This is a genomic window from Blautia sp. Marseille-P3087 (assembly GCF_900120195.1).
Taxonomy (GTDB): Bacteria; Bacillota; Clostridia; order Lachnospirales; family Lachnospiraceae; genus Blautia_A.
Genome location: NZ_LT635539.1, coordinates 2,051,595 through 2,065,500 on the forward strand (window position 1 = coordinate 2,051,595; position 13,906 = coordinate 2,065,500).

Here is a 13,906-nt window from a genome sequence, read left to right on the forward strand (position 1 = left end):
AATATAATTATCAAAAAAATAAACCTTATTTGACCATGAAATCCTAATCCAATCCACTGCAATACTATTATTAACGCAAAAACTAATAACGCCCAATACTTTCTTTTCATGCAATTTTTTAATAAGTCATTCTTACGTTATCTACCACGTAATCATACATTGGATCTCCATACATAGTTCCTCTATTCACACAATGTGTGTCAAACTTAAAATATGCTACAGATTTACCCGAATTAAGAAATGATTTTAAATGACTAACGTAAGTACTCTCTCCGCCGATAAAATTAAGAATTACAGAAACACTGAGTCCAACAACCGAACCAACAGGACCACCTAAAGCAGCTAGCAGTAAAGTCCCTAAACTTTTAGTCGCACCCTCTCCCACATTTATTGCTTTAAGAGCTGCCTCTGCTTGACTTCTTGTCATAGAATATGAAAAAGTCTTATTTTTTACAGTACAGTATCCAATTCCGCCACCCATTCGTGTTTCTTGAGAAGGAACTATATATAGTTCTCCATCTTCATAAATTATAGTATAACCACCATTGGATAAGTCAACATCTTCTTTACTACAAGTCCCCTTCGAATTGTCATTTTGATTATACCTTTCACTAGCAAAAGATACTGTTGACATCGAAAATCCTAAAACCATTGACAAAATAATTGCTATACAACGTTTAATTTTTTTCATGATTTTCCTCCTTTCTTGAGGAATTTAAGATTTATAGACGACTTTAAAAGAATGCGCATGCTTTTGTATACACTTAATATATATCACTCTTTAAAAAAATAAAAGACTTGTTTTGAATTATTTTTATAGTATCCTATAATAGTGGTGATTTATATAATTTTAATGTTTATTTTTAAGATTCTCTAACAAACTTTTATACTATCCTATAAAACGGTCAATTTTAAAAATCACGAAATTGCAGGCTTTACAACACTTTGTAACACGATATAGGTCTGTCCGATAATCCCTCTCATATAAAAATAATCAATGCTTCATTTTTAACACAGGAAGATAAAGACATCTCCCTGTGTTTTTCTTAATAATATCCCCGCTCTTCTCGCCAGTCTTTTACATAACATCGAATTCCAATATAGACCACATATACAAGTAGTAACAGTACAATGAGGTTTATCGGAATGACAGATTTTATCCATTCGCCAAAGTAGATTACGATAGCTGTACTCATTATTGCCACCATAATGCTGATGATATCCCAACAATATTTCCGGTAGATTTTTCCCACCTGATAGCCAATCCCAATTATCAGGAATCCCGTTATAATGAATAAAATTCCCATAACAATAGCCGCGATCAGCCAGTACACAATCCCGGAAACGATACTGTTTGAGATTCCATTGCTTAACTGTCCGAAAGAATCTGCTCCTGTAACAAATTCTCGAAACAGGTTTATGATTCCTTTACCAATCGTACCGAAAAAGGTGATACAGTCGTTAAGAAAAACCGGAGAAAGGATAGCTGTGAACAGTGTAGTTGCTATGCTGTACCATGCCAACAGGAACATAAGGCTTTCATAACCTGTTGTCATTTGTTTATATTTTTTCTCCAACTGAATTTTTCGATTATCGCATTTTTCTTTTGCTTTCTGATAAGCAGTACGGTCACAGTTATCGCATTTCTCATAAGGCACTTTTTTCTCGACAGGCACCTCTACCGTCTTTTGGTGTGTCTGTGCATAGCGTTTTGCCTGCTCCGCTTTTTCGTACTTAAATTTCCATGCCACGACTTCTGCGTCGGCTCTTTTCCTGCTGTCTGTCTCGCTGGTTAATTGTTCCTCTGTTTGCTTTAATTTTGTCCGCAATGCTTCGATATTCTCGGCTCTGTTTTCGCTGTTCAATTTCTCGTTCAAGGTCAGCGATCTGTTTAGCTGCCTGTTCAGTTCCAGAATTGTCTGGTCTTTCTGATCCAGTTCGTCCTGCATCTGTTCCGTCATTGCCAGGAGTTCTTCCACCCGCCCGACGTTCTCTAAGTTTACGCATTCGTTCATCAATATCCCTCGCTTTCTCTATCTGCTGTTTAATGTCAGTAATAAGCTGTTCTCGTTGTTCAGCTTCTGCGTTAATTCCTGCCATTGCTGATTCTCGTTTTCCAACTGTTCGATTCTGACTTTTTGCTGTTCGATCTGGGAGAGCAGTTCTTCTGTATCTGGCAAAAGATTCAGAAGCCCGGATAACTCGCTGTTTAAGATCTGCAAACTCTGGTTCTGCTCCTGAAAGGACAGAAGCTGTCTGTCCCGTTCCTGTAATTCCTGTACCATCTCTGCCATAAGGTTCTGCTGTTCCTCGATCTGGTTTATCATTGACTCCATCATGGGAATGACTTCCCGGCTTTCTTCTAAGGTCATTTAACCACTCCTTCCACTGTGATAATGCACCAGATACTTTTCCGAAACTGGTCTGTATCTTTTTCAGCAGTGCATTTTGTCTTTTTATGATCTGGTTTTCCTCTACTTTCCATGAAGCTGTCTGCACCTGTCCACTCTGGAATTTCTCATCAATCTTTCTTGCATCAGCACCCTCATGGATTGTAGGGATTTCTAATTTTCCCTGTCTTGCATAGGAACGGTGGTCAATCTGTTGTTCTACTGATAAATGGTCATTACAGACTTTCGCCCATTCGCTCCGCCATAATTCACAATTCTTTGGATTGTTCCATCCGGTAGCATCGGTCAGCACCCGTTTCCATTGTTTACGGTTCCTTGCACCAACTTTCTGATTACCGTTTTCGTCCAATACCGGAATTCGGATTCCATGACGGTCAGGATTCTTTTTATCCTGCCACCAGTCCGGGTGGGATTCATCAACCACAATATTTCCGTCAGTATCTCTGACAAACTCCCAGTCTTTGACTTCTTTGTTTCCCCATGAGTGGTCGGGATTAAAGGGACGCATGGTTACAAGTAAATGCACATGCGGGTTTCCGTCGCCCTTATCGTGAATGCTCCAATCTGCACACATGCCTTTGTCCACAAAGTTTTTCTGAATATAATCTGTTGTATATTCAATTTGTTCCTGTCGATTCCATTCTTTTGGAAGTGAGAACTCAAACGATCTGCCAAGCTGTGCGTCTGAACTTTTCTCAATCTTCAAAACTTCATTCCATAAGCACTGTTTCTGAAAAGTAAGTTTGAATTTCTCCAGTACAACTTCTTTGTTGTCTGCCCTTTTATACCGGACAGATTTCTGAAACCGTTTGATATTTTCGGCAGGTACATTCTGCCATTCCTGCGGTGCATTTTCACACATCATCAAACTGGTATAAACAACTTCTCTTTTGGAAGTGTAGTAACTGATCCTGCCTGTTTCTTCATTTTTCATTACCTCACCATTGAGATAGGCAGACGCTGATATGATGGATTTCCCTTTGCTGCGTCCGACAATCTTTACCGTATAATGAAAGATCGCCATGATCCGTTTCCCCCCTTTCTGCCGTACCCGGCATTGATTTCCGGCAGTTAACATTTCCTGTAAAAGAGAATGGTATCTGCCGGAACGCCCTCTGCGTAAGAGTGCTCTGTGCATAACAGCCTGCATGGAATGCGCCCCTCTGGCGAAGAGTGCCTCCTGCGACATGAGCAGGTCTGCATGAAATGCCCGCCGACGGAACGAGCCCGGCAAGCGTTAGCGCAGACCGGTTGCCACCTGTGGCAAACTTATACGGACGACCTCTGGTTGTCCATAAGTGCGCCCTTCATAAAAAAGCAATGAAGGGAATGGAAACTCCACTCCCTCCGGCATTACACTTCCTCCGTATTCGCAACCGGCTCTTTTTGCATTGCCTTTGAGAAGAATTTCCCATTTGCTTCCTGCCTTTTTAAGAAGCCGACCAGCTTCGGAATATCTTCTTCCTCAATCGCAGAACCAATCACTGATTCCACCGCACCGCCAATCTGACAGAGCCTGTGGGTTCGTTTTTTTGTTTCCACATCTTTCTGACGTTTCTTCAGTTCCCGTTTCTGTGCTGCGTACTGTTTCGCTTTTTCAAGGCTTTCCTGTTCTCTTTTTTCCAACTGGAGCAGACGCTCCTCATAACTCTTTGTTGATCTTGCCATAAATATCATCGTCCTTTCTTTTTTCTACCAAACATAAGTTTCCTGTTGTCTGTCAGACGAAGTACATGGTATAATCTGCTTGCGTGTAGGTATATCATGGCTTCGGTCTGATAAAACCTTTGGCGGTTTCTTCGGGAACCGCCTTTTTAAGTGGAACCGTTTCTTGTGACGGCTTTCACATTTCCTTTATCCCTTAAGTCCCTGCCCTCATTGGCTTCCATGAAAAGTTCCAGCATATCCGTTTTAATCAGGACTTTCCTCCCGACCTTTAATACCGGAAGTTTCTTCCACTCCACCAGTTTTCTCAGGGTGTTCCTGCCGATTCCCGTATAATCCGCAGCTTCCTCAATAGATAAGGCAATCTTTCTTTGCGTCATGTGACCACCTCCTTATAAATTGCATTATGCAATTTCTTTTGTGCTGTCAGTATAGCGTGTTTATATCATCTTGTCAAGCATTACGAAATTATATTGTTTATTGTTTAATTGCATATTGCAATATTGTTTGTTATGTGGTATAGTAATGACATACCGAAAAAGGAGGCACATCAGCATGAAAGATAAAGAATTACGCAAGCTGATCGGTAGCAGGGCAAAACAGCGCCGTACAGAATTGAATCTGACACAGCCTTATATCGCTGAAAAGATGGGTGTGACTGCATCTACGATTCAGAGATATGAAGCCGGAACGATTGACAATACAAAGAAAATGGTGCTGGAAGGTCTTTCAGAAGCTCTCCATGTATCTGTGGAATGGCTCAGAGGGGAAACGGACGAATATGAAACCGACATTACGGATAAAAGAGAATTACAGATTCGTGATGCCATGACGGATATTCTCAAACAGTTACCTCTTGACCTTACGAAAACAGAAGATGCTTTTTCCAAAGACCTACTGCTGTTAATGTTGAAACAATATGAACTGTTTTTGGATTCGTTCCAGTTCGCCTGCAAGAATTACAAAGGCAATACCAAAGAAGCGGACATTGCAAAAGTAATGGGGTTTGAATCGAATGATGAATATAACGAGATCATGTTTCTCAGGGAGATCACCCATACTGTCAACGCATTGAATGACATGGCAGATATTGTAAGGCTCTATTCCAAGAAACCGGAAACAGCAGAACAACGGCTTGCAAATCTTTTATCCGAAGTTATGTACGAGGATTCTGAATCGGTATAGTAAGATAATCGGAGTTATGATATACTTACACGCAAGAAGCATTTCAGCAGTTCCGATTGTCTGATATCGAAAGGAGACATACGATTATGGCAAAAGGATCTGTTAGAAAGAAAGGAAAGAAATGGTACTACCGCTTCTATGTAGAGGACGCAAGCGGCAAAATGGTTCAGAAAGAATATGCCGGAACCGAAAGCAAAAGTGAGACAGAAAAACTTCTCCGCAAGGCACTGGAAGATTACGAAGATAAGAAATTTGTTGCAAAAGCAGATAACCTTACCGTAGGTGAACTTCTGGACATGTGGGCAGAAGAAGAACTGAAAACCGGAACACTCAGTAATGGCACAGTGGAAAATTATCTCAGTGCAATCCGTTGCACTAAGAAACACCCGATTGCAGACCGTAAACTGAAAACAGTTACTGCCGAACATTTACAGGCATTTCTTGATCTGCTTACATTCGGTGGCGAATTTCCAGACGGAAAAGTGAGAAAAGGATACAGTAAAGATTATATCCATTCTTTTTCCGCAGTGTTGCAGCAGTCATTCCGTTTTGCAGTATTTCCAAAACAGTTAATCAGTTTCAATCCGATGCAGTATATTAAGCTGAAAAAACAGGCAGAGGAAGTTGACCTCTTTTCCGATGATGAAGTCGAAGATGGCACACAGCCGATTTCACATGAGGATTATGAGCAACTTATCAAGTATCTGGAAAAGAAAAATCCACCTGCGATCCTGCCGATTCAGATTGCATATTATGCAGGACTTCGCATCGGTGAAACCTGTGGTCTTACATGGCAGGACATCAACCTTGAAGATCAATGCCTGACCATTAAAAGAAGTATCCGTTACGACGGTGCAAAGCATAAAAATGTGATTGGAACGACCAAGCGAAAGAAAGTAAGGATTGTTGATTTTGGAGATACGCTGACTGAAATATTGAAAGCAGCAAGACGGGAACAACTGAAAAGCCGGATGCAGTACGGGGAACTTTACCACCGCAACTACTACAAAGAGGTGCATGTGAAAAACAGGGTGTATTATGAATACTATCACCTTGACGGAACACAGGAAGTCCCGGCAGATTATAAAGAAATATCCTTTGTCTGCCTCAGACCGGATGGCAGTCTGGAACTGCCGAGTACACTCGGCATTGCTTGCAGGTCAGTATCAAAAAAGCTGGAAGGATTTGAAGATTTTCACTTTCACCAGTTACGACATACCTACACCAGCAACCTGCTCTCGAATGGAGCTGCTCCGAAAGATGTACAGGAACTGTTAGGACATTCCGATGTCAGTACCACAATGAACATTTACGCTCACTCAACAAGAAAAGCAAAGCGGGATTCCGCAAGACTTCTTGATAAAGTAGCGAGCAACGCTTAAATAAAAATTTCCCTTATTTCCCTTGCGGATTCCTCACAAGGGTAAAAATAAGGGAAAATACATATCATTTCACTATCTAAGGGGCTAAAAAGCCTGTAAAATAAGGAAAACTCAGGAAATCTCTCCACAAACTCCGATTTATAGGTACAATTTGTTTTCCTTCCTGCCGGAACAAACCTTCTTCATTTTCAGTCCAGCGATAAAACTGACAAGCTTACTGTAATTTCGTGCTTTCTTCGGACAGACTGCTACACAGTGCATACAGGAAATGCACTTATCCTTATCGGTCATCTTCGGATTGTCCAACGGAATGGCACCTGCCGGGCATTCTTTTACGCACAGACCGCAGGAAGTGCATTTTCCATTTGCAACAGGTTTGAGCGGAACACCACAATATTCTCGATATGGTCTGTTTCCCGGAAATGCAGGTGTCCTTTGTGCTTCGCTGTTTTGCATAATCTTTGCGGCAAATCCCAGCAATTCCTTTTCATCCTGCTGATCCGGGCGTCCGGTTCCAAATTGGTGCATCAGGGAATGCTCTGCGACAGCCTCCATTCCTCCGATACATACAAATCCTGATGCCTCCAGAACATCCTGCAATTCCATAGGGTATCATCAATCATACGGTTTCCAAATACTGCCACAAGAATTGCCTTCGTACCATCTGCCTTTACTTTGCGGAACATATCCGTTACAACTGATGGAATGCGTCCACCGTAAGACGGTACAGCAACCAAACATAGATCCTTTTTTTCAAATTTCACCTTCACGAGTTTATCTGGTTCTTTAATTAGATCGATTTTTTCAGCATCCAGCTTCGTCCCTTTCGCAACAATATCTGCTACTTTCTCTGTGCCCCCTGTCGGGCTGAAAAATATATTATAAAATCTCATAATGCTCCTCCTGCTAATACCGATTTATCCAGTTAGGAAAACTGAAAGTTATAGTGCTATCTTTTTCCATTTTCTAATCTTAGTTCTAAATGTTCCGAACGGAGCAACCGTGTTAACATGTATAAACTTGTATACTTCCCAGACCGCTGTTTTGGTTGCTTCATCGGCCCACTTTCTCATATGGGGCTCGAATAACTCTTCGTCGCTTAATGAGTCAATCATTTCATAAATCGAATTAATATTCTCTTTCAGCATATCTTTCAACTCCTGCAACGACAGATAAGCATATGTATCTGTAAACCATTGATATAATTCGCCAAGCTGATTCCACTTAAAATCATCCGAAGGAGTCTTGACATGAAGACCATTTCTTTCGTCTGCTTCCCATTTAAGAACAAGAGTTGTCCAGCCAACCTGGTAAGCAAGATTTTCTGCTGGAGTTCTGTCAACTTCCTCAACTCTCTTATCTTTTAATGATTCCGGAATAATATCAAATTCTGAAATGTACTTTGCAAAACTTTTGTTTATCTCGTTCTTAAGTTCATCTTTATTCTCGTATGTTCTCACTAGTCTATCTCCTCAAATACCAATTTCACGACATCATTTCTAATACAGATTTTACCGTACTTTTTAATCTCAGTCCATCCTTTATACCCAGGCGATAGAAAAACTCTTCTGTTTCTGCTCCGCTGGCAAATATTTCATCACAGTACTTCGTTTTTTACTGTTCCAAGTTATCGAGCCAGTCATCGAAACTCTTCTTGGAGATGCGATACTTTCCGCCATCCAACTGGATCCACCGGAATTCCTTTTTCTTCAAAAGGTTATAAATAGTAGGTCTGCTGACTCCTAAGATTTCCTGTAACTCCTGAACTGTATAACATCTTTTCTCTGACATTTCTTTATCCTCTTTTCTTTGAAATATGAAAGAAAAATTATCCCTTCATATAACGAAACGCTCAGAGCATGTTTTACAGTGGTCAAAAGCAAATTTTTTTACTTTTTTTCTTACGAGTCTTCTTGCGAGTTTTTTTAATACGACTCGTAAGAAACTCGTAACATTAGATTTCTACATTTTTCCTGAAATTAAGTAAAGAAAAAGAGCATATGGAATTGAATCCATACACTCTATGATTTCTTGAACTTTATTTCATTTTTAATTCAACAAACTTGAATTTTCAAATTAGTCTTTGCAAATAACCTTTGAACCTTCACCATCAATTACAATTCCCTGACGGTTGTTAATTGGGCATAGATTCAAATCCGAAAACTCAGTCATTATTTTCTCGGTAACTTTCTTAAATGGTGCTGTAAGATAATGCGGAAGAACATAGAAATCAATCAAATCAAGCCCTGCATCACCTTCTTGTGAGTAGTCCTCTGGCTTTTTATCCATTTGCTCGATATATTGGATGCTTGGAGCGCATATAATTGCGCCTGCCGACTCGCCGATCATCAATTTTCCATTTGCCAATTCCTTTTTCAGTAGCCCATCAGCTCCCGTTTTACGGAGCTGGTCCATAAGAAAGAAAGAATTTCCGCCGGTAAAATATATCACATCTGCTTCTTCAAAAACAGACTGTATCGTTGAATAAGCCTCCGTTGAAATATCAATTTCAGTTACGATTGCTCCCAACTTTTTGAATAATTTTCGAGCCGAGCCGACATAACCGGTGTAGCCTTCACGCAGTGAAGCTGTTGGAATAAATGCGACTTTCTTATTTTCAATTTCTTCCTTTATCAGACTTCCCACACTTGAAAAGTGCGAACATAAAAATAGTTTCATCAATATTCTCCTTTATAAATTCCGATTGAGCTTTCCCTTATTGTTTCCCTTGTGTTATATCGTCCCGCCAGTGTTTACGAACTCTGATAAGGGAAAATATAAGGGCAAAAAATTCTGATAACACATTATAGCACAAAATAAAAACGACATGGTGAACTGATTGAAATGCTTCTGATTTTTGTAGCAAATAATTGATTGAACGATAAGGAGATAAGATACGATGAGAACAATATTTGCAGAATATAATCCCGGACGAAACAGCATTGATGTTTATACCAGTGCAGGCTATATGCTTCGCATTGACTGCTGGAAAGCAGAAAAGAATTTGAGAACCTCATCCGGATCAGATTGTGCATTAAACACACTTGCCATTGATGAACCACTAGAATATGCGAGACTGTATCTTGATGGGAATTTACAGATGTGGGTAGATGCAGAAGATTCCCTGACATCATAGTAATGTTCAAAAAAGGGACTGTCGCTTTAACGAATGAATTTTCGTGAAGCGGCAGCTTCCTTTTTTGCTGTTTTAAGGATAAAATCCATCAAAAAACGCTTTTCATTGTTACAGTCTATTATTAAAGACGCACTTTAATAAGCCATTTTTGATGGCTTGAAAAATTGTTTTGATAAGTCAAAATTTAGGCACTTTTTATCGGAAATAAATGTGTTCCGGTTCTTCCATTTTGAATCTTATTATGTAGTTTGTTTATGTTTCTTGCCATGGCAAGCAACGTACTCTCTGCAAGAACATTTGCATTTCCTTTGCTTAAATATCTGCGGAACTGCATATCCTGCTTTAAATCTCCAAAGGAGCCTTCCGCCTGTATACTTCGGTTTGTCCTGAAGAGAATCCCTTCTTCTGAGAGAATCCGGTCTAAATCTTCTTTTCTATGTTTTAGAAATATTTTCGCAACCTGAAGTGTCTTTGTCCGTTCTTCCAAAGGTGTTTTACAATTATTCCCTTTGATGCATTCGCTTTTGTAAGAGCATCCATTACAGTCTTCACATTTATAAATCGTTTTTTCGCTTACATATCCTGTTTTGTTTTTTGAGTGGCGGATATGATCTACACCTAATTTTTTACCATTTCTGCAGGTATAGATATCTTTTTTTACATCATACTCCATATTTTCTATCTTACCGATATCATTTTTATATTTACGGGTCTTGGAAATCTCATAGTTCGCAGTTTTTATATAAGAAAGCTGACCATTTGCTTCTAGAAACAGATAGTTTTCTTCACTTTCATATCCAGCATCTGCTGTTATGTTTTTATATTTGAATTTCAAATGCTCCTGTGCATCTTTCAAAAATGGTATCAGCGTTGTGGTATCAGTAGGCTGGGGACCTATGGTAAGCCATGTGATGTATTCAGAATCCACGCCATGTTGAAGATTATAAGCAGACTTTAACTGTCCGTTTCCCATGGCATCCTCCTTCATTCGCATAAAAGTAGCATCATGATCCGTCTTTGAATAGCTGTTGCGTTCCGCACAGATATGTATCTGCTGGTTATATTTTTTGAGCCGGTTCAAATAACTTTCAAGAGTTTCAATACTCTAATGTAGGCAGGGAACTCACAACAGAGATACTGGAAAAGTATGATCAGCATCTTCATGAGACAAGAAATAAAGCTGAATTTAGAGACAAGGGATACCACAAATCAACCATAAAGACAGTTTATGGAGAGGTATCTTATGAACGTCATGTTTATCAGACACGGGACGAATACGGAACCAGTCGGTGCGTATATCTTCTTGATGAGAATCTACGCTTTAACCATATAGGTCTTATTTCGGAAAACTATGTTAAACTGCTGTTATCATCTATTACGGAAATGTCATACCGGAACTGTGCTGAAAAGGTAAGTGAAACAACAGGGCTTCCAATCAGCCATGCCGGAGTATGGAACGTGATCCAGACGCTGGGAGAAAAACTTGAAAAAGATGAAAAAGAATTGATTGAAGCAGATAAAAAGGAACAGATAAAGGGAGTCAGGGAAATGCCAGTATTGTTTGAAGAAGCAGATGGTGTATGGCTGAATCTTCAGGGAAAGGACCGCAAAAGAAGACATTTCCCAAAAGCGGAGATGAAGGCAGCCATCGCATATGACGGATGGGCAGAGGAAGGATCCGGAAGATACAGACTTGATGGAAAAGTCGTAACAGCCGGATTCAATAAGGCTTCTGATTTCCAAAAGATACGTGAAGCTATGATCGCATCAGAATATAATCTCGATGAAGTACAGATGCGTTTTTTAAATGGGGATGGAGCATCCTGGATAAAAAAGATCAGAGATAAGAGAACAGTATTCCAGCTTGACCCATTTCACAGAAACAAAAGCATCCGGGAAAATCTTTCGCATAAAGAAGCAGTATGCGATGTGATGGAACTGCTTGAAAAAGAACAGATTGAAGAAATGTTTGAATATCTGACCGTCTATAAGGACAGTCTTACCGATGATACAGAGATAGAAAAAGCAGAGACCCTGCTCAGGTATTTTACGGCGAATAAAGAGGGACTGCTCCCTTACCAGAAACGCGGCCTGGAGATACCGGAATGTCCAGAAGGACTTGTATATAAAAATATGGGAACCATGGAGAATCATATCTGGAGTATCATAGCCCGCAGGATGAAACATAACCATACCAGCTGGAGCATAAGAGGCGGGAATCATCTTGCAAGGATCCTGGCAAAGAAATGTTCCGGAAAGCTGTATGAGATAACGGAACAGCTGAGGATACCGGTATTTGAAGAAGCAAAGTTAGAAGAACTAAAAGGCGATATCCTTCAGGCCGGCCAGATCAGGAAGAAGATTGGAGCAGGATATAACTATCCGGTGGTTGGTCATATGATCGGGCTGGATATGGAAAGCAGAGGAGATCGAAAAAAGCTGCTTTCTATTGTGGGTTACTGATACACCACTGCCAAGTGTGGTGATGTGCACGCAAAAGACGATAGTGAGGTTCCGTAGAGAGCTACGCTCCAGCAACGAAGGCGGGCGCATGTTTGAGCCCTGAAGGGGCGAGTTCACGCAGGAGCCTGAGTGAATAGGCGAGTGTAGCGAGCAGGAAACGTAACGTGTCTTTGCGGTACATCTCACACGGGCAGTGGGGAAGCTAATCTGTATAAAAAAGATTTGCCAACGATTACTTGACAGTAACGAATACTATACTAAATTTTAGTTTTCCTGAACAAAATCATTTACATGACTTAGAATTATATTGACAATGAAATTGTCCCGCTCTCAAATCTTTCACTTTTCAAAAGTGGCTGTTATTATTCCTACATATCTGGTAAAATAGAGACATTCAAATGATGAAGGGGCGTGGAAATATGTTAGCAATGTCAGATATTTACATTGATCAATTTTTTCCTGTTTTTGCAAATGCAGGTTTGCCAGTTGCATTTCTTGTACCAACTCCAACCGGATATGATAAATCAATAATGGATGCAATAGCTACAGTTAGAACACTTTTAAAAGAAACAGATATTCATGACTATTATTTTCAAGAACAAGGTCCAGAGAATAAAGCTCGGGTTCCCTCTTATTTTGTTGAATATAATGGAATGGTTGAAACTATGGCATCTTTATATAGACCAAAAACTAAAAAGGGAGATCCAAGGATTTGGTTTTCCGGTTTAAAGAATTATTGTCAACCAAGAAATTTATTAGCTCTTACAGTTTCTAGAGGAGAAATCTACGTCTTTAATCTTTCTAATGATTTGATTAGGAACTCTTTGTTTAATAACGGCTTTGTAGCCGATGTTTTGCAACAACTCAGCTATGACCAAAATGCAATTGCGAGAGAGCTGTTATGGAAGATAAAAGATATTCACGACCAAGGTTTTTTACCAAGCATCACACCGGGAGATCCAGGTGTTGGAGATACTTTGGAAAATGCTCTAAGCATTTCAAGAAATAATTCTGAACTTCCAGATTATAAAGGCATTGAGTTAAAAGCAAGTAGATTAACAAGGACTACACGAAGAGGAACAAGAGCCACAAGAGATCGAGTAAATCTTTTTTCAAAAGTTCCAGATGGTGGATTGTCATATTCTGATATTGTCGGAGAATTTGGAAGATGGACATGGAATGAGGCAAAACAGGAAGAGAGGTTGTCTATTCAGAACACAACGTTTTTTTCAAAAGTTAATTCTTTTGGCTTAGTCCTTAATATTGATAACAACAATGAAGAAGTTCATATCTGCTACGAAGATGCAAGAGAATATAAACATATGCTATCTTACTGGTACTTATCAACTTTAAACAAAAAATTATTAGAAAAACATAAAGAAACATTTTGGGTAAAAGCTGTTTCTGATCTGCGTGGAAATAGAGAATGGTTTAGATATGATATTATTGAACATACCAAAAATCCAAATACATCTCTAATTTTACCACTTATAGAAACTGATAAAATAATGATCGATCTTGCTGGTTATTACAAAAAAATAAATAAGAATGGTCGAGATACTCTTAATTGGAGAGACCATGGAATGTTGTTTAAGATGTGGCCTCAGGATTTGCCATTATTATTTGGTGAGCCGGAAATTTACTATTTAGATGAAATGTAGGTG

Annotated in this window: 14 protein-coding genes and 2 pseudogenes; 5 read left to right on the forward strand and 11 right to left on the reverse strand. The window is 39.5% G+C overall.

Going from position 1 to position 13,906, the window contains the following annotated elements; all coding sequences use genetic code 11:
* Window positions 1-118 precede the first annotated feature (118 nt).
* The 5 genes from BQ7344_RS09760 to BQ7344_RS09785 form a co-directional block, all read right to left on the reverse strand.
* The gene (locus BQ7344_RS09760) at window positions 119-691 is read right to left on the reverse strand and encodes a hypothetical protein (RefSeq protein WP_005421581.1); all 573 of its coding nucleotides are present in this window, start codon (window positions 689-691) and stop codon (window positions 119-121) included.
* Window positions 692-1,046: 355 nt separating this feature from the next.
* Window positions 1,047-1,751 (reverse strand): DUF6040 family protein, encoded by a 705-nt coding sequence (locus BQ7344_RS09765; protein WP_004841175.1) that lies wholly within the window; start codon window positions 1,749-1,751, stop codon window positions 1,047-1,049.
* Window positions 1,735-3,435, reverse strand: coding sequence for a MobA/MobL family protein (locus BQ7344_RS09770; protein WP_009243673.1), 1,701 nt, complete (start codon window positions 3,433-3,435; stop codon window positions 1,735-1,737). Before BQ7344_RS09770 ends, BQ7344_RS09765 begins: the two co-directional genes overlap by 17 nt.
* A gap of 329 nt (window positions 3,436-3,764) precedes the next feature.
* Entirely contained in the window at window positions 3,765-4,079 is a 315-nt protein-coding gene (locus BQ7344_RS09780) for a hypothetical protein (protein WP_009243674.1), read from the reverse strand.
* Between the two features lie 146 nt (window positions 4,080-4,225).
* Window positions 4,226-4,456, reverse strand: coding sequence for a helix-turn-helix domain-containing protein (locus BQ7344_RS09785; protein ID WP_002578307.1), 231 nt, complete (start codon window positions 4,454-4,456; stop codon window positions 4,226-4,228).
* A gap of 175 nt (window positions 4,457-4,631) precedes the next feature.
* On the opposite strand from BQ7344_RS09785, the gene BQ7344_RS09790 reads away from it, so the two are divergent.
* A complete protein-coding gene (locus BQ7344_RS09790) occupies window positions 4,632-5,261 on the forward strand; it encodes a helix-turn-helix domain-containing protein (RefSeq protein ID WP_004841162.1) in 630 nt (209 codons plus the stop codon).
* Window positions 5,262-5,347: 86 nt separating this feature from the next.
* Window positions 5,348-6,643: a tyrosine-type recombinase/integrase gene (locus BQ7344_RS09795; protein ID WP_005421594.1), complete on the forward strand. Its 1,296-nt coding sequence runs from the start codon at window positions 5,348-5,350 to the stop codon at window positions 6,641-6,643.
* A 138-nt stretch (window positions 6,644-6,781) separates the two neighbouring features.
* On the opposite strand, the gene BQ7344_RS16535 is transcribed toward BQ7344_RS09795, so the two are convergent.
* The 5 genes from BQ7344_RS16535 to BQ7344_RS09815 form a co-directional block, all read right to left on the reverse strand.
* The gene (locus BQ7344_RS16535) at window positions 6,782-7,171 is read right to left on the reverse strand and encodes a 4Fe-4S binding protein (RefSeq protein ID WP_235816090.1); all 390 of its coding nucleotides are present in this window, start codon (window positions 7,169-7,171) and stop codon (window positions 6,782-6,784) included.
* A complete protein-coding gene (locus BQ7344_RS16540; protein ID WP_235816091.1) occupies window positions 7,171-7,536 on the reverse strand; it encodes a flavodoxin family protein in 366 nt (121 codons plus the stop codon). Before BQ7344_RS16540 ends, BQ7344_RS16535 begins: the two co-directional genes overlap by 1 nt.
* A gap of 48 nt (window positions 7,537-7,584) precedes the next feature.
* A complete protein-coding gene (locus tag BQ7344_RS09805) occupies window positions 7,585-8,103 on the reverse strand; it encodes a ClbS/DfsB family four-helix bundle protein (RefSeq protein WP_072522440.1) in 519 nt (172 codons plus the stop codon).
* Window positions 8,104-8,257: 154 nt separating this feature from the next.
* Window positions 8,258-8,434, reverse strand: coding sequence for a helix-turn-helix domain-containing protein (locus BQ7344_RS09810; RefSeq protein WP_003864535.1), 177 nt, complete (start codon window positions 8,432-8,434; stop codon window positions 8,258-8,260).
* A gap of 285 nt (window positions 8,435-8,719) precedes the next feature.
* On the reverse strand, window positions 8,720-9,322 hold the full coding sequence (locus BQ7344_RS09815; protein WP_072522441.1) for a Type 1 glutamine amidotransferase-like domain-containing protein: 603 nt from the start codon (window positions 9,320-9,322) through the stop codon (window positions 8,720-8,722).
* Window positions 9,323-9,542: 220 nt separating this feature from the next.
* Here BQ7344_RS09815 and BQ7344_RS09820 point away from each other — a divergent pair, with 220 nt between their 5' ends.
* Window positions 9,543-9,779: a DUF6061 family protein gene (locus tag BQ7344_RS09820; RefSeq protein ID WP_072522442.1), complete on the forward strand. Its 237-nt coding sequence runs from the start codon at window positions 9,543-9,545 to the stop codon at window positions 9,777-9,779.
* Window positions 9,780-9,963: 184 nt separating this feature from the next.
* Here the strand turns inward: BQ7344_RS09820 and BQ7344_RS09825 are convergent.
* Window positions 9,964-10,884 (reverse strand): annotated as a pseudogene (locus BQ7344_RS09825) (transposase); the annotation flags it as partial.
* Window positions 10,885-10,886: 2 nt separating this feature from the next.
* Between BQ7344_RS09825 and BQ7344_RS09830 the strand changes: the two are divergent.
* Window positions 10,887-12,242, forward strand: a pseudogene (locus BQ7344_RS09830) (ISLre2 family transposase); the annotation flags it as partial.
* 419 nt (window positions 12,243-12,661) lie between these two features.
* The gene (locus tag BQ7344_RS09835) at window positions 12,662-13,903 is read left to right on the forward strand and encodes an MvaI/BcnI family restriction endonuclease (protein ID WP_159431371.1); all 1,242 of its coding nucleotides are present in this window, start codon (window positions 12,662-12,664) and stop codon (window positions 13,901-13,903) included.
* Window positions 13,904-13,906 lie beyond the last annotated feature (3 nt).